Annotated in this window: 16 protein-coding genes; 5 read left to right on the top strand and 11 right to left on the bottom strand. The window is 71.1% G+C overall.

What is annotated here, in order from left to right:
- Positions 1 to 39: 39 nt before the first annotated feature.
- The 4 genes from ACZ49J_RS21420 to ACZ49J_RS21405 all read right to left on the bottom strand — a co-directional run bounded on the left by ACZ49J_RS21420 (position 40) and on the right by ACZ49J_RS21405 (position 4,494).
- A complete protein-coding gene (locus tag ACZ49J_RS21420) occupies positions 40 to 1,164 on the bottom strand; it encodes a GuaB3 family IMP dehydrogenase-related protein (RefSeq protein WP_467450039.1) in 1,125 nt (374 codons plus the stop codon).
- Between the two features lie 103 nt (positions 1,165 to 1,267).
- Positions 1,268 to 2,770: an IMP dehydrogenase gene (guaB, locus tag ACZ49J_RS21415; protein ID WP_467450038.1), complete on the bottom strand. Its 1,503-nt coding sequence runs from the start codon at positions 2,768 to 2,770 to the stop codon at positions 1,268 to 1,270.
- Between the two features lie 208 nt (positions 2,771 to 2,978).
- Positions 2,979 to 3,554 (bottom strand): sigma-70 family RNA polymerase sigma factor, encoded by a 576-nt coding sequence (locus ACZ49J_RS21410; RefSeq protein WP_060901477.1) that lies wholly within the window; start codon positions 3,552 to 3,554, stop codon positions 2,979 to 2,981.
- 328 nt (positions 3,555 to 3,882) lie between these two features.
- The gene (locus ACZ49J_RS21405; protein WP_003948568.1) at positions 3,883 to 4,494 is read right to left on the bottom strand and encodes a response regulator transcription factor; all 612 of its coding nucleotides are present in this window, start codon (positions 4,492 to 4,494) and stop codon (positions 3,883 to 3,885) included.
- Between the two features lie 389 nt (positions 4,495 to 4,883).
- Between ACZ49J_RS21405 and ACZ49J_RS21400 the strand changes: the two genes are divergently transcribed.
- Positions 4,884 to 5,213 carry a WhiB family transcriptional regulator gene (locus ACZ49J_RS21400; RefSeq protein WP_467450036.1) on the top strand — a complete coding sequence of 110 codons (330 nt, stop codon included), beginning with the start codon at positions 4,884 to 4,886 and terminating at the stop codon, positions 5,211 to 5,213.
- A 67-nt stretch (positions 5,214 to 5,280) separates the two neighbouring features.
- On the opposite strand, the gene ACZ49J_RS21395 is transcribed toward ACZ49J_RS21400, so the two are convergent.
- Entirely contained in the window at positions 5,281 to 6,177 is an 897-nt protein-coding gene (locus tag ACZ49J_RS21395) for a LysR family transcriptional regulator (RefSeq protein WP_467450034.1), read from the bottom strand.
- An 81-nt stretch (positions 6,178 to 6,258) separates the two neighbouring features.
- Between ACZ49J_RS21395 and ACZ49J_RS21390 the strand changes: the two genes are divergently transcribed.
- The 3 genes from ACZ49J_RS21390 (at position 6,259) to ACZ49J_RS21380 (ending at position 8,631) form a co-directional block, all read left to right on the top strand.
- Positions 6,259 to 6,933 carry an MOSC domain-containing protein gene (locus ACZ49J_RS21390; RefSeq protein WP_467450033.1) on the top strand — a complete coding sequence of 225 codons (675 nt, stop codon included), beginning with the start codon at positions 6,259 to 6,261 and terminating at the stop codon, positions 6,931 to 6,933.
- A gap of 122 nt (positions 6,934 to 7,055) precedes the next feature.
- Entirely contained in the window at positions 7,056 to 7,829 is a 774-nt protein-coding gene (locus ACZ49J_RS21385; RefSeq protein ID WP_467450031.1) for an SDR family NAD(P)-dependent oxidoreductase, read from the top strand.
- Between the two features lie 94 nt (positions 7,830 to 7,923).
- Positions 7,924 to 8,631 carry an ester cyclase gene (locus ACZ49J_RS21380; RefSeq protein WP_467450030.1) on the top strand — a complete coding sequence of 236 codons (708 nt, stop codon included), beginning with the start codon at positions 7,924 to 7,926 and terminating at the stop codon, positions 8,629 to 8,631.
- A gap of 147 nt (positions 8,632 to 8,778) precedes the next feature.
- Here ACZ49J_RS21380 and groL read toward each other — a convergent pair whose 3' ends face one another.
- A complete protein-coding gene (gene groL, locus ACZ49J_RS21375; protein WP_467450028.1) occupies positions 8,779 to 10,404 on the bottom strand; it encodes a chaperonin GroEL in 1,626 nt (541 codons plus the stop codon).
- A gap of 141 nt (positions 10,405 to 10,545) precedes the next feature.
- On the bottom strand, positions 10,546 to 10,854 hold the full coding sequence (groES, locus tag ACZ49J_RS21370; protein ID WP_014178834.1) for a co-chaperone GroES: 309 nt from the start codon (positions 10,852 to 10,854) through the stop codon (positions 10,546 to 10,548).
- Positions 10,855 to 11,195: 341 nt separating this feature from the next.
- Here groES and ACZ49J_RS21365 point away from each other — a divergent pair, with 341 nt between their 5' ends.
- Positions 11,196 to 12,383 (top strand): class I SAM-dependent methyltransferase, encoded by a 1,188-nt coding sequence (locus ACZ49J_RS21365; RefSeq protein WP_467450026.1) that lies wholly within the window; start codon positions 11,196 to 11,198, stop codon positions 12,381 to 12,383.
- A gap of 166 nt (positions 12,384 to 12,549) precedes the next feature.
- Here the strand turns inward: ACZ49J_RS21365 and ACZ49J_RS21360 are convergent, their stop codons facing one another.
- The 4 genes from ACZ49J_RS21360 to ACZ49J_RS21345 all read right to left on the bottom strand — a co-directional run bounded on the left by ACZ49J_RS21360 (position 12,550) and on the right by ACZ49J_RS21345 (position 19,302).
- Positions 12,550 to 13,620 (bottom strand): LCP family protein, encoded by a 1,071-nt coding sequence (locus ACZ49J_RS21360; RefSeq protein WP_467450025.1) that lies wholly within the window; start codon positions 13,618 to 13,620, stop codon positions 12,550 to 12,552.
- A 79-nt stretch (positions 13,621 to 13,699) separates the two neighbouring features.
- Positions 13,700 to 15,061: a glycoside hydrolase family 10 protein gene (locus tag ACZ49J_RS21355; protein ID WP_467450024.1), complete on the bottom strand. Its 1,362-nt coding sequence runs from the start codon at positions 15,059 to 15,061 to the stop codon at positions 13,700 to 13,702.
- Between the two features lie 744 nt (positions 15,062 to 15,805).
- Positions 15,806 to 16,909 carry a LacI family DNA-binding transcriptional regulator gene (locus ACZ49J_RS21350; RefSeq protein WP_467450022.1) on the bottom strand — a complete coding sequence of 368 codons (1,104 nt, stop codon included), beginning with the start codon at positions 16,907 to 16,909 and terminating at the stop codon, positions 15,806 to 15,808.
- 164 nt (positions 16,910 to 17,073) lie between these two features.
- A complete protein-coding gene (locus tag ACZ49J_RS21345; RefSeq protein WP_467450020.1) occupies positions 17,074 to 19,302 on the bottom strand; it encodes a beta-xylosidase/alpha-l-arabinosidase in 2,229 nt (742 codons plus the stop codon).
- Between the last annotated feature and the right edge of the window lie 117 nt (positions 19,303 to 19,419).

Genomic DNA, 19,419 nt, shown 5'->3' with positions numbered 1-19,419 from the left:
GCAACCGGGCCCCTACGTCCCCTCAGGCCATGCGCAGCGTCACCGCTTGTGCTGCGAGTCCGCCACCGTGACCTCCACCCGCTGGAACTCCTTCAGCTCGCTGTACCCGGTCGTGGCCATCGCCCGCCGCAGCGCACCGAAGAAGTTCATCGAGCCGTCCGGAGTGTGCGAGGGACCCGTGAGGACCTCCTCGATCGTGCCGACCGTGCCGAGGTCGACCTTCTTGCCGCGCGGCAGCTCCTCGTTCACGGCCTCCATGCCCCAGTGGTTGCCCCTGCCGGGCGCGTCCGTGGCGCGGGCCAGCGGGGAGCCCATCATCACCGCGTCCGCGCCGCAGGCGATGGCCTTGGGCAGGTCGCCGGACCAGCCCACGCCGCCGTCGGCGATGACGTGCACGTACCGCCCGCCGGACTCGTCCATGTAGTCCCGCCGGGCCGCGGCCACGTCCGCCACCGCCGTCGCCATGGGCACCTGGATGCCCAGGACGTTGCGCGTGGTGTGCGCGGCGCCGCCGCCGAAGCCGACGAGGACACCGGCCGCGCCCGTGCGCATCAGGTGCAGGGCCGCGGTGTACGTGGCACAGCCGCCTACGATCACCGGGACGTCCAGCTCGTAGATGAACTGCTTCAGGTTCAGCGGCTCGTGCGCGCCCGACACGTGCTCCGCCGACACCGTCGTACCGCGGATGACGAAGATGTCGACGCCCGCGTCCACGACGGCCTTGGAGAACTGGGCCGTGCGCTGCGGGGAGAGCGCGGCGGCGGTGACCACACCCGAGTCGCGCACCTCCTTCAGGCGCTGCCCGATCAGCTCCTCCTTGATCGGAGCCGTGTAGATCTCCTGGAGGCGGCGGGTCGCGGTCTCAGCGTCCAGCTCGGTGATCTCGTCGAGCAGCGGCTCCGGGTCCTCGTACCGCGTCCACAGGCCTTCGAGGTTGAGGACGCCGAGGCCGCCCAGCTCGCCGATGCGGATGGCGGTGGCCGGCGAGACGACCGAGTCCATGGGGGCGGCCAGGAAGGGCAGCTCGAATCGGTAGGCGTCGATCTGCCAGGCGATCGAGACCTCCCTCGGGTCCCGCGTACGGCGGCTGGGGACGACGGCGATGTCGTCGAAGGCGTACGCCCGGCGGCCGCGCTTGCCGCGCCCGATCTCGATCTCAGTCACGTCTGTGGCCTTTCCCTCTGCGTTTCAGCGCCTCCAGTATCGCCGACGGGTACGCCGAGGGCGGCCCCGGAGGTTCCGGAGCCGCCCTGGGGAAGCGTGGCGACTACTTGGTGCTGTAGTTGGGCGCCTCGACCGTCATCTGGATGTCGTGCGGGTGGCTCTCCTTGAGGCCCGCGGAGGTGATCCGCACGAAGCGGCCCTTGGACTCCATCTCGTCGATGGTGGCGGCACCGACATAGCCCATGGTCTGGCGCAGGCCGCCGACGAGCTGGTGCAGGACGTTGGCCAGCGGGCCGCGGTAGGGCACCTGGCCCTCGACGCCCTCGGGCACGAGCTTGTCGTCGGAGGCGACCTCGGCCTGGAAGTAGCGGTCCTTCGAGTACGACCTCGCCTGGCCGCGGGACTGCATGGCGCCGAGCGAGCCCATGCCGCGGTACGACTTGAACTGCTTGCCGTTGATGAAGAGCAGCTCGCCGGGCGACTCCTCGCAGCCGGCCAGGAGGCTGCCGAGCATCACCGTGTCGGCGCCGGCGGCCAGCGCCTTGCCGATGTCGCCGGAGTACTGCAGGCCGCCGTCGCCGATCAGCGGGACACCGGCCGGGCGGGCGGCGAGAGAGGCCTCGTAGATGGCGGTGACCTGTGGGACACCGATGCCGGCGACCACGCGCGTGGTGCAGATCGACCCGGGGCCCACACCGACCTTGATGCCGTCGACACCGGCGTCGATCAGGGCCTGCGCGCCGTCGCGCGTGGCGACGTTGCCGCCGATGACGTCGACGGACACGCTGGACTTGATCTTCGACATCCAGCTGAGGGCGTTGCTGTTGTGGCCGTGCGAGGTGTCGACGACCAGGAAGTCCACGCCTGCCTCGGCGAGCGCCTGGGCGCGCTCCAGGGCCTCGGGGCTGGCGCCGACGGCGGCACCGACGAGCAGACGGCCCTCGGCGTCCTTGGCGGCGTTCGGGTACTTCTCGGCCTTGACGAAGTCCTTGACCGTGATGAGGCCCTTGAGGACACCGGCGTCGTCGACCAGGGGAAGCTTCTCGATCTTGTGGCGGCGCAGCAGCTCCATGGCGTCGACACCGGAGATGCCGACCTTGCCGGTGACCAGCGGCATCGGCGTCATGACCTCGCGCACCTGGCGGCTGCGGTCGGTCTCGAAGGCCATGTCGCGATTGGTGACGATGCCGAGCAGCTTTCCGGCCGGGTCGGTGACGGGGACACCGCTGATGCGGAACTTGCCGCACAGGGCGTCCGCCTCGGCGAGCGTCGCCTCCGGGTGCACCGTGATGGGGTCGGTGACCATGCCGGACTCGGACCGCTTGACCAGGTCGACCTGGTTCACCTGGTCCTCGACGGAGAGGTTGCGGTGCAGCACGCCGACGCCGCCCAGCCGGGCCATCGCGATCGCCATGCGGGACTCGGTCACCTTGTCCATCGCCGCCGAGAGCAGCGGGATGTTGACCCGGACGTTGCGGGAGATGCGGGACGAGGTGTCGACCGCGTTCGGGAGCACCTCGGATGCGCCCGGCAGCAGCAGCACGTCGTCGTAGGTCAGCCCGAGTGTCGCGAATTTCTCGGGCACTCCGTCGACGTTCGCAGTCATGACACCTTCCCCAAATGGCCTTGATCGGTGCGGATGTCCATGCTAACGGGAAGCGAGGGCGTCTCATTCCGGTGTCTCCTCGCATGACGAAGAGCACGCCTGGGCTTCGTAGGTTCGTACGGTCCGGGCATCGCCCCCGTTCACGGACATCGCTCACACGGCCGGAAAGCGCCTCCGGAAGGCCGGGGAACCCGCCGCGAGAGCTCGCCTACTGCTCCGCCAGGGCCCGCAGCCGGCTCAGCGCCCGGTGCTGTGCCACCCGCACGGCCCCCGGGGACATCCCCAGCATCTGGCCCGTCTCCTCGGCCGTGAGCCCCACCGCGATGCGCAACAGGAGCAGCTCCCGCTGGTTCTCCGGGAGGTTGGCCAGGAGTTTCTTGGCCCACTCGGCGTCGCTGCTCAGCAGCGCCCGTTCCTCGGGGCCCAGCGAGTCGTCCGGCCTCTCGGGCATCTCGTCCGAGGGAACCGCCGTCGAACCCGGGTGGCGCATCGCGGCCCGCTGCAGATCGGCGACCTTGTGGGCGGCGATGGCGAAGACGAACGCCTCGAAGGGCCTTCCTGTGTCCTTGTAGCGCGGCAGCGCCAGGAGCACGGCGACGCAGACCTCCTGCGCCAGGTCCTCCACGAAGTGGCGAGCGTCACCCGGAAGCCTGGACAGCCGCGTGCGGCAGTAGCGCAGGGCCAGCGGGTGGACGTGGGCGAGCAGATCGTGCGTGGCCTGCTCGTCTCCGTCGACTGCGCGGTGAACGAGCGCACCGATCACCGTCGTCTCGTCGTCGCGCATCGGTCCATGGTGCCCTGAGGCCGGCCGCCCCGTGGCACCGTGCCCCATGTTGTGCACCGAAGCGTTATGAGCAGGTGCGCCGGAACTCATCTCCTGCGCCCTCCCCTTCCGCTCGTCCGACTCGTCCCCGAGGAACTCCACACCTCAAGGATGCGGCATCCGCGGCGAAACGAGCAGCAGGCATCCGGCGGGCCGCTTGGACGGCCCCGCCCGCCTCGCGATATATGCCCCCGCTCACCTGCGGGAAAGCGCTGTCGTCGGCCTTTCGGAAAGCGGCCCCGCCCACCTCGTGGCAGGCGGGGATTTCCGATCCCCCGCTGCGGTCCACCTAACGAACCAGGCCCCACCGGAAGCCGAGCGCCACGGCGTGTGCCCGGTCGGATGCGCCGAGCTTCTTGAACAGCCGCCTCGCGTGCGTCTTGACGGTGTCCTCGGAGAGGAACAGCTCCCGGCCGATCTCCGCGTTCGACCGGCCGTGGCTCATGCCCTCGAGGACCTGGATCTCACGCGCGGTGAGCGTGGGGGCCGCCCCCATCTCGGCCGAGCGCAGCCGGCGGGGGGCGAGGCGCCAGGTCGGGTCGGCGAGCGCCTGCGTCACCGTGGCGCGCAGCTCCGCGCGGGAGGCGTCCTTGTGCAGGTACCCGCGGGCTCCGGCGGCGACCGCGAGCGCCACGCCGTCGAGGTCCTCGGCGACGGTGAGCATGATGATGCGCGCACCGGGGTCGGCGGACAGCAGCCGCCGCACCGTCTCGACGCCGCCCAGACCGGGCATGCGTACGTCCATCAGAATCAGGTCCGAGCGGTCGGCACCCCAGCGGCGGAGGACTTCCTCGCCGTTGGCCGCCGTCGTCACGCGCTCGACGCCGGGCACGGTCGCGACCGCGCGGCGGAGCGCCTCTCGGGCAAGCGGGGAGTCGTCGCAGACGAGGACGGATGTCATGGCCGCCCTCCGCAGCTGATGCGCGTCACCTTGAGCCTCCAGGCTGGTACGAATCGTCACCTGTGCGGTCGACACTCGCGAGCGGACTTCTGACGCCTGCCCGAGCGCTTGTTCCTTCAACCGCCTCCGCACTCTCAACGACGGTCACTCGAAAGAGTTACGGGGCACTGAGCCACCTTCGGCACTCTACGTGAGGGGACGGACACAGTGGAGGCATGAGCGGCGGACCCTCAACGTTTCACCACAACCGTGCCCCATTTAGCCCCATTTCTTCCCTTTTGGCAGTGTCTGAGGCTAGATTCGCAATGGGTCATATTTTCATCTCCTTAGATCGCGGATGTACGGTCAAGTCACATCTCAGCCCAGAACGGCAACAAGGGGACAACGCAATGGCAGATTTCTCCCGCCTTCCCGGGCCCAACGCGGATCTGTGGGACTGGCAGCTGCTTGCGGCGTGCCGCGGGGTCGACAGCTCGCTCTTCTTCCACCCGGAGGGCGAGCGTGGCGCGGCACGGAGCGCACGCGAGAACTCGGCCAAAGAGGTTTGCATGAGATGCCCGGTCCGCGCGGAGTGCGCGGCGCACGCCCTGCGCGTGCGCGAGCCGTACGGAGTGTGGGGCGGACTGACCGAGGACGAGCGCGAAGAGCTCATGGGCCGGGCGCGCCACCGGCTGGTGTCGGCGTCGACTACGGGGGGCGACACCTCGTCGAACACCTGAAGGAACGTTTCTGCACCACCCAGCGCCTTCGCGCCGCACGCCGGGCGCCGGGCGCCGACGGCGGCGTCTACCGGGCGGCCGCCCTGCCCAGGTGGTCCAGCGTCGCCGCGACCGCGGGCACCTGGGCCAGGTCCGGCAGCGTCAGCGCCACGATCTCCCGGCGCACCGGGGGTTCCACCGCGATCATCCGCACCCCCTTGGGCCGTACCGACTCGATGGCCAGCTCCGGCAGCACCGCGACACCGAGCCCCGCCCCCACCAGGCCGACCACCGCCGGATAGTCGTCGGTCGCGAAGTCGATCCGCGGCGTGAAGCCGGCCCCCTCGCAGATCTCGACGAGGTGCCCGCGGCAGCGAGGGCAGCCCGCGATCCACGGCTCCGCCGCGAGCGCCCCGATGCCGACGGACTCTGTACGGGCCAGGCGGTGTCCCTCCGGCACGAGCCCGACGAGCCGGTCGCTGAGCAGGGGGCGTACGACCAGGTCGTCCCACTCCTCGGCACCGGCCGCACCCTCGTAGCGGAAGGCGAGCGCGACGTCGCAGTCGCCCTGGCGCAGCAGGTCGACGGACGCCGGGGGCTCGGCCTCCTCCAGGAAGACGCGGGTCCCGGGGTGCTCGGCACGCAGCGCGGCGAGCGCCGTGGGCACGAGGGCGGAGCTACCGCTCGGGAAGGACACCAGACGCACGCGCCCGGCTCGCAGTCCCGCGATGGCGGCGACCTCCTCCTCGGCGGCCGTGAGCCCCGCGAGGATCCCGGCGGCGTGCCGGACCAGCGCCTCACCCGCCTGCGTCAGCCGCATCCGGCGCCCGCTCCGGACGATGAGCGGCGTGCCCACCGAGGCCTCAAGTGCCTTGATCTGCTGGCTGACGGCGGGCTGGGTGCAGCCGAGTTCGCGCCCCGCTGCCGAGAAGGATCCGGTGGTGGCGACGGCGCGGAGGACGCGGAGATGGCGGGCTTCGATCACATCGTCGAGCATAAGTGGGTCTTGGACAGTGAGCCGAATATTGCGTCGACGCTTTGGGCGCCATGGCCTAGCGTGCCCCGCATGAAGCTTCTGTCTCTGAACGTGGGGCGCCCCAGGACCGTGGACCACCCGGATCTGCGGGGGCACGTGACCGGTATCGACAAGCAGCCGGTGGAGGGGCCGTTGCGGATCTCCGCGCCCGGTCCCAAGGGAGTGGGCGCCAGTGGTGTGGCCGGGGACGCCGTCTGCAACACCGAGCACCACGGCGGCGACGACCAGGCGGTGTACGCGGTGGCACGCGAGGACCTCGACGACTGGGAGCGGGAGCTGGGCCGCACCCTGCCCAACGGCGTGTTCGGCGAGAACCTCACCACCGTGGGCCTCGACGTGTCCGGCGCGCGGGTCGGAGAGCGCTGGCGGATCGGCACCGACGTGGTCCTGGAGGTCACCTCGGGCCGGATCCCCTGCCTCAACTTCCAGGTGCACATGGGTGAGAAGGGCTGGGTCAGGCGCTTCACGCAGAAGGGCCGGACCGGTGCCTACCTGCGGGTCGTCGAACCGGGCGAGATCCGGGCCGGCGACCCCGTCGAGATCGTCCACCGCCCGGACCACGACGTGACGGCGGCCCTCCAGTTCCGGGCCGTCACGACCGAGCGTGACCTCCTGCCACGGCTGCTGGCCGCGGGCGACGCGCTGCACCCGGAGGCGCGCAGGCGTGCGGAGGAGTACGTGGCGAAGGGCGGCGGCGGTGCGTAGGCGGCGGCAGGGAGCCCGGTGACGCCGGGGCGCGGCCGTGATCGGTGCCGAGCGCGGAAAGGACAGGTGAAGGCCGGTACGCGGGGGCGGATTCGCACAGTCCGGGTCACTAATCTTGGGCCATGACAACGGCTCTGATTACGGGATCGACCGCGGGTATCGGTGCCGCCTTCGCTCGACGGCTGGCGGCTGACGGTCACGACCTCGTCCTGGTGGCACGCGACACGAAGCGGCTGCGCGAGCAGGCGACCGAGTTGCACGACCGGCACGGCATCGAGGCGGAGGTGCTGACGGCCGACCTGGCGACGGACGAGGGCATCGAAGGAGTGGAGCGGCGCCTCGCCGACCGCAGGAACCCGGTCGACCTGCTGATCAACAACGCGGGGTTCGGCAACAAGGGCCGCTACCTCGACGTGTCGATGGCCGACGAGCTGAAGATGCTCAAGGTGCACTGCGAGGCGGTGCTCCGGCTGACCTCGGCGGCGGCCGAGGGGATGCGGGAGCGGGGCCGGGGCGGGGTCGTCAACGTGGCGTCGGTGGCCGCGTTCGTGCCCCGGGGCAGCTATGGGGCGTCCAAGGCGTGGGTCGTGCAGTTCACGCAGGGCGCGGCGCGGGATCTGGCGGGCAGCGGGGTGCGGCTGATGGCGCTGGCCCCGGGCTTCGTGCGCACCGAGTTCCACGAGCGGGCCGGGATGGGAACGGACAACATCCCGGGCTGGATGTGGCTGGACGCCGACAAGCTGGTCACGACGGCGCTGGCCGACCTGGCCCGCGGCAAGTCGCTGTCCATCCCGGATCCCCGGTACAAGGCGCTGATGGGCGTGGTCAAGGTGCTGCCGCGGGGCCTGCTCGGGGGGATCAGCTCGAAGACGGGGCGCAAGTACGGGCCCCAGTAGCCGCGGCGGCCGGCCACGGCGAGCGGAGGTGGCGCCGCGTACCCGGTGTGAAAATGGGTGTATCAGCCGACCAGGGGGGCCGGGAGGCGGTGTCATGACGTTCGTGCAGCTCATCGACTGCAAGACCAGCCGGTTCGACGAGATGAACCGGCTGCTGGACACATGGGTCGAACAGACCAAAGGCAAGCGGACCGCCACGCACAGCGTCATCGGCAAGGACCGGTCCGACGCGGCGCACCTCATCGAGATCGTGGAGTTCCCGTCGTACGAGGAGGCGATGCGGAACTCGAACCTTCCGGAGACCGACAGGATCTTCAAGGACATGGTCGCGCTCTGCGACGAGATGCCGACGTTCACCGACCTGGAGGTCGTACGGGACGAGCAGCTGAACGCGGACAACGTGCGGCGGTTCTTCGAGACGCTGGCGAGCGCGGGCGATCTGCCGCCGATGAACGACCTTCTCGATGAGGACATCCACAGCCACAACCCGATGAACCCGCAGGACACGATCGGGCTGGACTCCGCCCGCAGCGAGTACCGGATGTGGCGCGGCGGCTTCGATTTCACGTTCACGGTCGACGATCTGATCGCCCAGGGCGACCGGGCCTGCGCGCGGTGGACCTGGAACGCCACCCACAAGGGAGACTTCCTGGGGATCTCCGCCACCGGAAAACGGGTCACCATGACCGGGACGACCACGTTCCGGTTCACCTCCGACGGGAAGATCGCCGAGATCTGGTGGCAGCACGACCAGCTGGGCCTGATGCAGCAGCTGGGTGCGCTGGACGCGCTGGAGAGGTAGCGGACGCGCTGGAGAGGTAGCGAACGCCCTGGAGAGGTAGCGGACGCCCTGGAGAAGGAGCAGACCCGCGGGAGAAGGACCACACAGGCGCGAAGGCCCGGCACCCACAGGGGGTGCCGGGCCTCACGTACGGCCTGTCGGCGTACGTCAGTGGGCGTGGCCGTGGCCGTGGCCCGCGGCGGCCGGCTCCTCCTCTTCCTTCTTCTCGACGACCAGGGTCTCGGTCGTCAGGAGGAGGGAGGCGATGGAGGCGGCGTTCTCCAGGGCGGAGCGGGTGACCTTGACCGGGTCGATCACGCCGGCCTTGACCAGGTCGCCGTACTCGCCGGTGGCGGCGTTGTAGCCGTTGCCCTTCTCGAGCTCGGCGACCTTGGAGACGATGACGTAGCCCTCCAGGCCGGCGTTCTCGGCAATCCAGCGCAGCGGCTCGACGGCGGCGCGGCGCACGACGGCGACACCGGTGGCCTCGTCGCCCTCCTTGCCGAGGGAGCCCTCCAGCACCTTCGCGGCGTGGACGAGCGCGGAGCCACCACCGGAGACGATGCCCTCCTCGACCGCGGCGCGGGTCGCGGAGATGGCGTCCTCCAGGCGGTGCTTCTTCTCCTTCAGCTCCACCTCGGTGGCGGCGCCGACCTTGATCACGCACACGCCGCCGGCCAGCTTCGCGAGGCGCTCCTGGAGCTTCTCGCGGTCCCAGTCGGAGTCCGTGGTCTCGATCTCGGCCTTGATCTGGCCGACGCGGCCGGCGACGTCCTCGGCCTTGCCACCGCCGTCGACGATCGTGGTGTCGTCCTTGGTGACGGTGACACGGCGGGCGGTGCCCAGCACGTCCAGACCGACCTGGTCGAGCTTGAGGCCGACCTCCTCGGCGACGACGGTGGCACCGGTGAGGGTGGCCATGTCGCCGAGCATCGCCTTGCGGCGGTCACCGAAGCCGGGGGCCTTGACCGCGACCGCGTTGAAGGTGCCGCGGATCTTGTTGACGACGAGGGTGGAGAGGGCCTCGCCCTCGACGTCCTCGGCGATGATCAGCAGCGGCTTGGAGGAGTTCGCCTGGATGACCTTCTCCAGCAGCGGCAGCAGGTCGGCGATCGAGGAGATCTTGCCCTGGTGAATGAGGATGTACGGGTCCTCCAGGACGGCCTCCATGCGCTCCTGGTCCGTCACGAAGTACGGCGACAGGTAGCCCTTGTCGAAGGCCATGCCCTCGGTGAAGTCCAGCTCCAGACCGAAGGTGTTGGACTCCTCGACGGTGATGACACCGTCCTTGCCGACCTTGTCCATCGCCTCGGCGATGAGCTCGCCGACCTGCTGGTCCTGGGCGGACAGCCCGGCGACGGCGGCGATGTCGGACTTCTCGTCGATCGGGCGGGCCGAGGCGAGCAGGTCCTCGGAGACCGCGGCGACGGCGGCGTCGATGCCCTTCTTCAGGGCGGCCGGGGAGGCACCGGCGGCGACGTTCTTCAGGCCCTCGCGCACGAGCGCCTGGGCGAGCACGGTGGCGGTGGTCGTACCGTCACCCGCGATGTCGTTGGTCTTGGTCGCCACCTCCTTCACCAGCTGGGCGCCGAGGTTCTCGTACGGGTCCTCGACCTCGACCTCGCGGGCGATGGTCACACCGTCGTTGGTGATGGTGGGGGCGCCGAACTTCTTGTCGATGACGACGTTGCGGCCCTTGGGGCCGATCGTCACCTTGACCGTGTCGGCAAGCTTGTTGACGCCGCGCTCGAGGGCGCGACGGGCGTCCTCGTCGAACTTCAGGATCTTCGCCATGGGAGCGTTGGCCCTCTCGGAAATCTAGAGGTGCTAGAGGTGTTCTAGCGGTGAAAGAGCTGCGCCCCCGGCGCCCGGCTGATCAACGGCGGGGGGCCAGGGGCGCAGCTGTGAAAGCAGAAACCGGGTGGTTCCGGGTGATTACTTCTCGATGATCGCGAGCACGTCGCGGGCCGAGAGGACGAGGTACTCCTCGCCGTTGTACTTCACCTCGGTGCCGCCGTACTTGCTGTAGAGCACCACGTCGCCGACGCTGACGTCGAGCGGAAGGCGGTTGCCGTCCTCGAAGCGGCCCGGGCCCACGGCCAGGACGACGCCCTCCTGGGGCTTCTCCTTCGCGGTGTCCGGAATGACCAGGCCAGAGGCCGTGGTCTGCTCGGCGTCCAGCGGCTGGACCACGATGCGGTCCTCGAGCGGCTTGATGGCAACCTTGGAGCTGGCGGTCGTCACGATCCGACCTCCCCCTTCGGAGATCTCACGGGGTTAACTGTCTGAGGTGGCGACCAGGTCGATCCGTCGTCGCGGGTGCCGGACCTGCCCGTCGCGTTGTTGGCACTCTCCCGAGGGGAGTGCCAGACCTGAGACTATGACCGCGATTAGCACTCGGTCAAGCGGAGTGCCAATTGCCCGCGGCGCGGCGTGGAATTCTGGGTGCGTACGGGGGTGCTTCAGTGCCCGGAGGTGGGGGCGCTCTCCCTGGGGGCTCCGCCCCCAGACCCCCGTGTTGGCCTTCGGCCTCGTCCTCAGACGCCGGACAGGCCGGTTTGGCGGCGGTGGCCCACAATGGCCCGGTGAACGACCTCTCCCCCGCCGACGCCCTCGAGTCCTTCGCCGCGCTCCTCACCCCCGAGGGCCTGGCCCTCCTCGACGAGGTGCGGGGCATCAGTCCGGCGGCCGAGCTGGCCGTGGCGACCCGGCTGCGGCGCGACCATCCGGCCGCTCTCGTCTCGGCGGCCATCGCCCAGGCCCGGCTGCGGCAGCGGGCGGTGGCGAAGTTCGGGGCGGGGGACGCGGAGCGGATGTTCTTCACGCCGAACGGGGTCGAGCAGTCCACGCGCACGTCGGTGGCGACGTACCGCGCTGCGCGGTTCGCGGCGCTGGGGGTGCGGTCCGTGGCCGACCTGTGCTGCGGCATCGGCGGAGACGCGATCGCGCTGGCGCGCGCCGGGATCCGGGTGCTGGCCGTCGACCGGGACCCGCTGACGGCCGCGGTGGCGCGGGCCAACGCGGCGGCGCTCGGGCTGTCCGGCCTGATCGAGGTACGGCAGGCCGACGTGACCGACGTGGACGTCACCCCGTACGACGCGGTCTTCGTGGATCCCGCGCGGCGCGGCGGCCGGGGCCGGGTCTTCGACCCGGAGGCGTACTCGCCACCGCTGTCCTGGGCGGTCGGGGCGGCCCTGAAGTCACCCCGCGCCGCGCTGAAGATCGCCCCGGGTGTCCCCCACGAGGCGATCCCCGCCGAGGCCGAGGCCGAGTGGATCTCGGACGGCGGGGACGTGAAGGAGGCCGTGCTGTGGTTCGGCACGGAGCCCGGGGCCGTACGGGCCACCCTGCTGCCGGGACCGCGCACGCTGCTCGGCCGCGGGCTGCCGGACCTCTCGGTACGGCCCCCGGGCCCCTACCTGTACGAGCCCGACGGCGCCGTGATCCGCGCGCACCTGGTGGCCGAGGTGGCGGCCGGCCTCGACGGCGGGCTGCTCGACCCCCACATCGCCTACATCACCTCGGACACCCTCCGCCCGACCCCGTACGCGACCGCCTACGAGATCACCGACCACCTCCCCTTCAACGTCAAGAGGCTGAAGGCGCTCGTGCGCGAGCGGGAGATCGGTGTGCTGACGGTCAAGAAGCGCGGCTCGGCCGTCGAGCCGGAGGAACTGCGCAAGAAGGTCAAGCCCCACGGACCTCACTCGGCCACCGTCTTCCTGACCCGGATCGCGGACGCGCCGACGATGCTGATCGGCCGCCCGGTCTGAGGGCACGGGTGCTTCCCTCAAGGAGGCTCGGGAGGCCTCGGCCGCCCGCCGCGGCAACAGCTCCCGTTCCCGCGGACACTCGGCAGCAGGTGGTGGCCCCGCGGTGCGGGTTCGCCGGCGAGGTGGTCGACGATCTCCAGGGCGGGGTGAAGGACCACGTGAGCGACTACCTGAGCGACTGCCACAAGTCGGTCGCCTCCGGCTCGTCGGCCACCACCCGGTTGGGGTTCGAGGGGGCCCGCACCACCGGCATCATCACCGTCCTGACGTCGGCCGAGGTCAGGTCGCCCAGGCTCTGGCCGAGGCGCGTCAGCTCGCTCAGGGAGTCCAGGCCCGTGTCGGTCGTCAGGCTGCCGGTGACGGCGTCGGCGACCCGGTAGAGCCTGGTGGGGCTGGTCAGCAGGCTCGTCGTGGAGATCTGGTCCAGCAGGGCCTTCACCAGTTTCTGCTGCAGGCCTATGCGGCCCAGGTCGCTGCCGTCGCCGATGCCGTGGCGGGTGCGGGCGAGGGCCAGCGCCTTCTCGCCGTCCAGATGGTGGGTGCCGGCCTCCAGCTTCAGATGGCTGTCCTCGTCGTCGATGTCCTCGTCCGTCGTGACGGTCACCCCGCCCAGCGCGTCCACCAGCTTGGCGAAGCCCGCGAAGTCGATCTCGATGTAGTGGTCCATGCGGATGCCGGTCAGCGACTCGACCGTCTTCACGGCACAGACCGGACCGCCCACCGAGTACGCGCTGTTGAACATCGACTGGTACGCCACCGAGGTGGAGCCGCCCGAGGACAGCGGGCAGGACGGGCGCGTGACCAGTGTGTCGCGCGGGATGCTCACCACCGTCGCCTCGGTGCGGCCCTCGCCGACGTGGACGACCATCGCCGTGTCGGAGCGGGCACCGCCGCTGTTCCCGCCGCCGAGCGCGGCGTTCTCCTTGCCGCTGCGGGAGTCCGAGCCGAGGACCAGGATGTTCAGCGCCGTGCTGGGCAGCGGGGCCGCCGAGGCGGAGGACGACGGCGACGGGCTCGACACCGCCGCGGGCGGGCGGTCCTCGCCGAGCGCGCTGTTGATGTCGACGCTCCTGATGTTGTCGTTCAGATGCCAGTACGCCCAGCCCGCCGCCCCCGCTCCCAGCACGAGCACCCCGGCGAGAGAGAGGCCGGCGGCCTTCAGCACCCTCGACCGCCGGCCCACCCGTCTGTCCGCCGCTCCGCCGTCATCTCCACGTTCGCCGCTTCTCACCGTCACAGGCAGGAACGTACGTCCGAATTGTTACGGGCGGAGCTGGCCGGCCGTCATTCTTCGGAAATTCTCAGACTTCTCGGGCTCATCCCAACGTCACCGCGGGCACGGGGTTGCTCCCGCTCCAGCTCGCGTTGAAACCGAAGGTCACCGAACCGCCGTCGGGCACGCCGCCGTTCCATGACGCGTTCGTGCAGCTCACCGCCGCGCCCGTCTGTGTGCACGCCGCGTTCCAGGCCTGGGTGACCTGCTGGCCCGCGCCGTACGTCCAGTTGACCTTCCAGGAGGAGAGGGACGCGCCGGAGCAGGCGATCCTCACCTGGCCCGTGAAGCCGGTGTTCCACTGGCTGGTGACGCTGTACGTCGCCGTACAGGCGCCCGTCGGGGGCGGTGTGGTCGTACCGCCGAGGGCCGTCGCGATGCCGGAGTACGCCGGTTTCGGGGCGTAGTTCTCGTCGTACGGAGTCGCCGCTCCCTCGCCCGGGAAGGTGTCCGGGACCCACGAGTCGGAGTCGGTGAAGCCCCAGACGGTGACGCCGGTGCACCGGCTCACGGCGACGCAGGCCTTCACCACGGACTCGTAGTCGGCCCGCTGCTGCGCCAGTTTCGCCTCGGTGGGCGGGAGTTGCATGCGGATGTCCAGCTCCGTGATGGCCACGTCCACGCCCAGGTCGGCGAAGCGCTGGATGTTCTGCTGGAGGGTGGACGGGACCTGACCGAGGATCAGGTGGGCCTGCAGCCCTACGCCGTCGATCGGGACGCCGCGCTCCTTCAGGGACTTGACCAAGTTGTACAGGGCCGTGCTCTTCGCGTTGACGCCCTCGACGTTGTAGTCGTTGACGTAGAGCTTGGCACTGGGGTCGGCCGCGCGGGCGGCGGTCAGGGCCTGGGCGATGTAGTCGGCGCCGAGGCCGTTGTACCAGAGGGTCTGGCGGTAGGTGCCGTCCTCGTTGAACGGCTCGTTCACCACGTCCCAGGCGGCCAGGCGGCCCTTGTAGCGGCCCACCTCCAGCGCGATGTGGTCGTTCAGCAACTGACTGAGCTGGGCCGGGGTCCAGTTGCCGTTCGTCAGCCAGCTCGGGTTCTGGCTGTGCCAGACGAGGGTGTGGCCGCGCACCTGCTGGCCGTGGGCCTCGGCGAAGTCGACGATCTGGTCGGCCTCGGTCCAGTTGTAGGTGCCGCGGGTGGGCTCCACGGAACCCCATTTCATGGCGTTGCCGGGGGTGAGGGAGTTGAACTCCGCGCCCGCGATCCGGCCGTAGGTTCCCGTCAGTTTGGAACCGGTGACCGCCGTTCCGATGACCTTTCCCCTTGCGTCGGCGAGGTCGCGCAGCGGGGGGTCGGCGGAGTGGGCGGCGGGGGCCGCGGCCACCAGGGTGGTGAGTGCTGCGGCGCCGGTGAGGAGGGTGGTGAGGCGGTGGCGTAAGGAGGATCTGGAGGTTCTCATGGCGGGTGCCTCCGAAAGTTTCGGTTGTGGAACCGATTGACTTCGGAGGAGTGTGGGGGTGGATGTGGCGCCCGTCAATAGGGGTTCTGGCGTCTGCGGGTGCGTCGTGGCTCGTCGCGCAGTTCCCCGCGCCCCTAAAACGCGTGGGCACACCCAGCATCGCCATGTACCGCTACCCCGCGCACAGCCACGCCCCGTCTGCGAGGTTCCCTCTGCGAACGACCGCGGGCTCGTCGTGGCTCGTCGCGCAGTTCCCCGCGCCCCTTAAAAACGTGGGCACACCCAGCATCGCCATGTACCGCTACCGCGCACACAGCCACGCCCCGTCTGCGGAGTTCCCTCTGCGAACGACCGCGGGCTCGTCGTGGCTCGTCGCGCAGTTCCCCGCGCCCCTTAAAAACGTGGGCGCGCCCGGCATCGCTACGTACGCGCCGTCATGGCCGCGCGACCGCAGCCGCGCACGCGCGGCAGGGGGTGTGCCGGGAGGTGTCCGCCCGCAGCGGTCGGCGTCCGCCGCCGGGCACCGTACGTGCCGACGGCACCGCCGGACCGAGGACGGAGACCTCCCGGCGCGCCCACGGCCCACGGACGAACCGCAGGTGCCCAAGCCACCACGCACGGGAAAGCCGAACCCCTCAAGCACCCAGCCCCCGCGGGAAGCGCAACCCGCGTCCAAGCCACCACCACGCAGGGGGAAAGCCGCCCGCGGACATCAGGCAATCTCCCCCAGGGGCGCCCCCCGCCTCACCGCCGGAGGGGCCCCGTGCTGCTGCGCACCACCAAGCTGGTCGCGAGTTCCACCCGGGTCGCCGCCGGGGAACCGTCCTCACGGCCCAGGTCGAGTACCAGGCGGGTGGCCGCCTCGGCCATCTCCATCAGCGGTTGGCGGACGGTCGTCAGCGGCGGGCCCACCCAGCGGGCCACCGGCAGGTCGTCGAAGCCGACCACGCTGAGGTCCTCCGGAATCCGCAGGCCCAGCTCGCGCGCGGCCTCGTACAGGCCGAGCGCCTGGAGGTCGTTGCCCGCGAAGACCGCGGTGGGGCGATCCGGCAGCCGGAGCAGTTCGAGGCCCAGGCGGTAGCCGGTCTCGTGGTGGAAGTCGCCCGCCTTGATCAGCGCCGGATCCACCGGCAGCCCCGCCGTCTCCAGCGCGGCCCGGTAGCCGTCCACCCGCGCCCGGCTGCACATCATCCGCGAGGGCCCGCTGATCGCGCCGACCCGTTCGTGGCCCAGCTCGATCAGGTGGCGGGTGGCCGCCAGGCCGCCCTGCCAGTTCGTGGCGCCGATCGAGGGCACGTCGTCACCGGGGTCGCCCGCCGGGTCCATCACCACGAACGGGATGGACCTGCTGGTCAGCAGCGCACGCTGGGACGCGTCCAGTCCGGAGAGGACCAGCACGACCCCGTGCGGGCGGCGGGCCGCCACCTGGTCGGCCCAGGTGCGCCCGGGGGTCAGCCGGCCCGCGCTCTCGGAGAGGACCACGCTCAGCCCGGCCTCCCGCGTGACCGTCTCGACGCCCCGGATGACCTCCATCGCCCAGGCGCTCTCCAGCTCGTGGAAGACCAGGTCGACGAGCGGTGAGCGGGTCGCCTCGGCGCGGCGGCGCCTGTACCCGTACTCGCGCAGCAGTTCCTCGACACGGGTGCGGGTCGCCGGGGCGACGTCGGCGCGGCCGTTGAGCACCTTCGAAACAGTCGGAGCCGAGACCCCGGCCTCCCGGGCGATCTCGGCGAGCGTCGCCGTCTGTGTGGGATGCGCCTTCGGCCGCGCCTCCGCGGAACGCGCGGGCTTCGCGGGCTCCACGGACTTCGCGGGCTCCACGGGCTTCGCGGACTTCGACGGTTTCATGGGCGCGATGGTATCCCTGTGATCCCTGATGACGGCCCCTCTCTCATCTCCGTCCGCTCCGGAACATTCGAGGATTGTCCAGAAACATTCACCCTCGGGTCGGCGGGCCCGCCCGTCCACGACGCGAGCGCTACGCGCGGGCGGGCGGGCACGGCCAGGTCACCTCACTTCACTCTCACCTCGCACCGCATCCGCCGCCCCGGCCCCACCACCCGCTCGGCACCGGTCAACGTCACCCGCACCGTGTGCCGTACGTCCCGCTCAGCGCTGGACCCGGCGAACCGCAGCTCCAGATCGCCGGGTTCGACGATGCGTTCGCCGTCCGGCCCCGTGTACGCGGCCAGGTCCGCCGGGAGCGTGAAGTGGACCTCGGCCGACGCCCCGGCCTCCAGCGGCACCCGCGCGTACCCCACCAGGCGGACCACCGGACGGGCCGCCTTGCCGACCGGGTCGTGGAGGTAGAGCTGGACGACCTCCGTGCCGGGCAACTGCCCGGTGTTGCGGACCATGAGGCGCAACGTCGTCTCGCCGTCCGTCGGGAGCGATCCGGGGTCGGCCGACGGGGCCTGCCAGTCGTAGGAGGTGTAGGACAGCCCGTGCCCGAAGGGGAACAGGGGCGTGGGGTCGATGCTGCTCGCCTCATGGCGCAGGCCGAGCGGTGGGGCGAGGTACGTCCACGGCTGCCCGGCCGGACCGCGCGGCACGCTCACGGGGAGCCGCCCCGAGGGGTTCACCCGCCCGGACAGGACACCCGCCACCGCGGGGCCGCCCTCCTCGCCGGGGAAGAACGCCTGCACCACGCCCGCGCACCGGTCGGCCCAGCGCCCCAGCGCGTACGGGCGCCCGGAGAGGACGACCAGCACGACGGGCGTCCCGGAGGCGAGCGCCTGGTCCACCAACGCACCCTGCCCGTCCGGCAGTTCGAGGTCCGCCGCGTCGCACCCCTCGCCCGACGTGCCCCGTCCGAACAGCCCCGACCGGTCCCCGACCGCGACCACGCACAGGTCTGCCGCCGCCGGGTCGTCCACGAACTCGGCGTCCGGCAGCTCGGCCCGGAGCGCGTCGAGCAGCGTCGGCACGGCGACGCCCATCGCGACCTCGGGGTGATCCAGGAGGACGTGGCGCGGGAAGGTGTAGCAGCCGAGCATGGCCGCCGGGTCGTCGGCGAGCGGACCGAGCAGGGCGATCCGCCGCACGCCGGGCGACAGCGGGAGCGTGCCGTCGTTGGCGAGCAGGACGACCGACTCCTCCGCAAGCCTCCGGGCCAGCGCCCGCATGGCCGGCGGATCGAGGTCGACCGGTGCCGAGGGCGGGGCGGGCGGCTCCCAGTCGGGGTCCAGCAGCCCCAGCTCGCACTTCTGCGTCAGGACCCGCAGGGCGGCCCGGTCCACCAGTTCCTCGTCGAGGGGCCCGGCGCCGAAGCAGCGCACCGCCGGAAGCTCCACGTCCACGCCGGCCGCGAGCGCGAGTTCCGCCGCCCCCGCCGGGGAGTCGGTGAGCTGCTGCGCCGACTCCAGCAGGGACACGCCGAAGTAGTCGGAGACGACCGTGCCGGTGAACTGCCATTCATCTCGCAGGAGTTCGCTGAGCAGTCGGCGGTGCGCGTGCGCGGGCAGCCCGTCGATGTCGTTGTACGCGGCCATCACCGACCGCGCACCGCCCTCCCGTACGGCCATCTCGAACGGCGGCAGGATGACGTCCGCCAGTTCCCGCGGGCCGATCGACGCGGGCGCGTGGTTACGGGCGCCGCGTGAGGCGGAGTACCCCGCGAAGTGCTTGAGCGTGGCGACGACGCCCGCCGACTCCAGGCCCTGGACGTAGGCGGTGGCGACGGTGGCCACGAGGTACGGGTCCTCGCCGATCGACTCCTCCGTACGGCCCCAGCGCGGATCCCGTACGACGTCGAGGACGGGAGAGAGCCCCTGGTGGATGCCGACCGCGCGCATGGAGGCGCCGATCGCCGACGCCATCTCCTTGACCAGCGCGGGGTCGAAGGCGGCACCCCAGGCGAGCGGTGTGGGGAAGATCGTGGCCTGCCAGGCGGTGAAGCCGGTGAGGCACTCCTCGTGGGCGAGGGCGGGGAGCCGGAAGCGGTTCGCGGCGCGGACGCGCTCCTGCAGGGACGCCAGCCGGGCGGCGCCCTCGGCCGGGTCGACCGGCGCGGTACCGAAGGGCCGGGTCAGCTGGCCGAGTCCGTGCGGGAGCAGCTCGGTGAGGTCCACGTCCTCGGACAGCGCGTGCTGGAGCGGGGCCATGTCCCCGCCCGGTGTCTCGTTCGAGCCGGGCCAGACGCTGTAGAGCTGGGCGATCTTCTCCTGGGGGGTCATCCGGGCGAGCAGGTCGGCGGCGCGGACGTCTGGGGACAAGGTGGGATCCTGCCAGGGGTGGGTCATGTGGCTCCTCACGTCCATCAGGGGTTTCGGCAGGTACGGAACATCCATCAGGGGCTTCGGCAGGTTCGGGGCCACACCGCGCGGGGGTGCCGAGGTGCGCGGCCGCCCGACCCGCCG

The organism is Streptomyces sp. NPDC030840 (assembly GCF_055572015.1).
The sequence above is the reverse complement of the archived record's forward strand: the minus strand, read 5'-3'. Positions and strand labels throughout refer to the sequence as shown.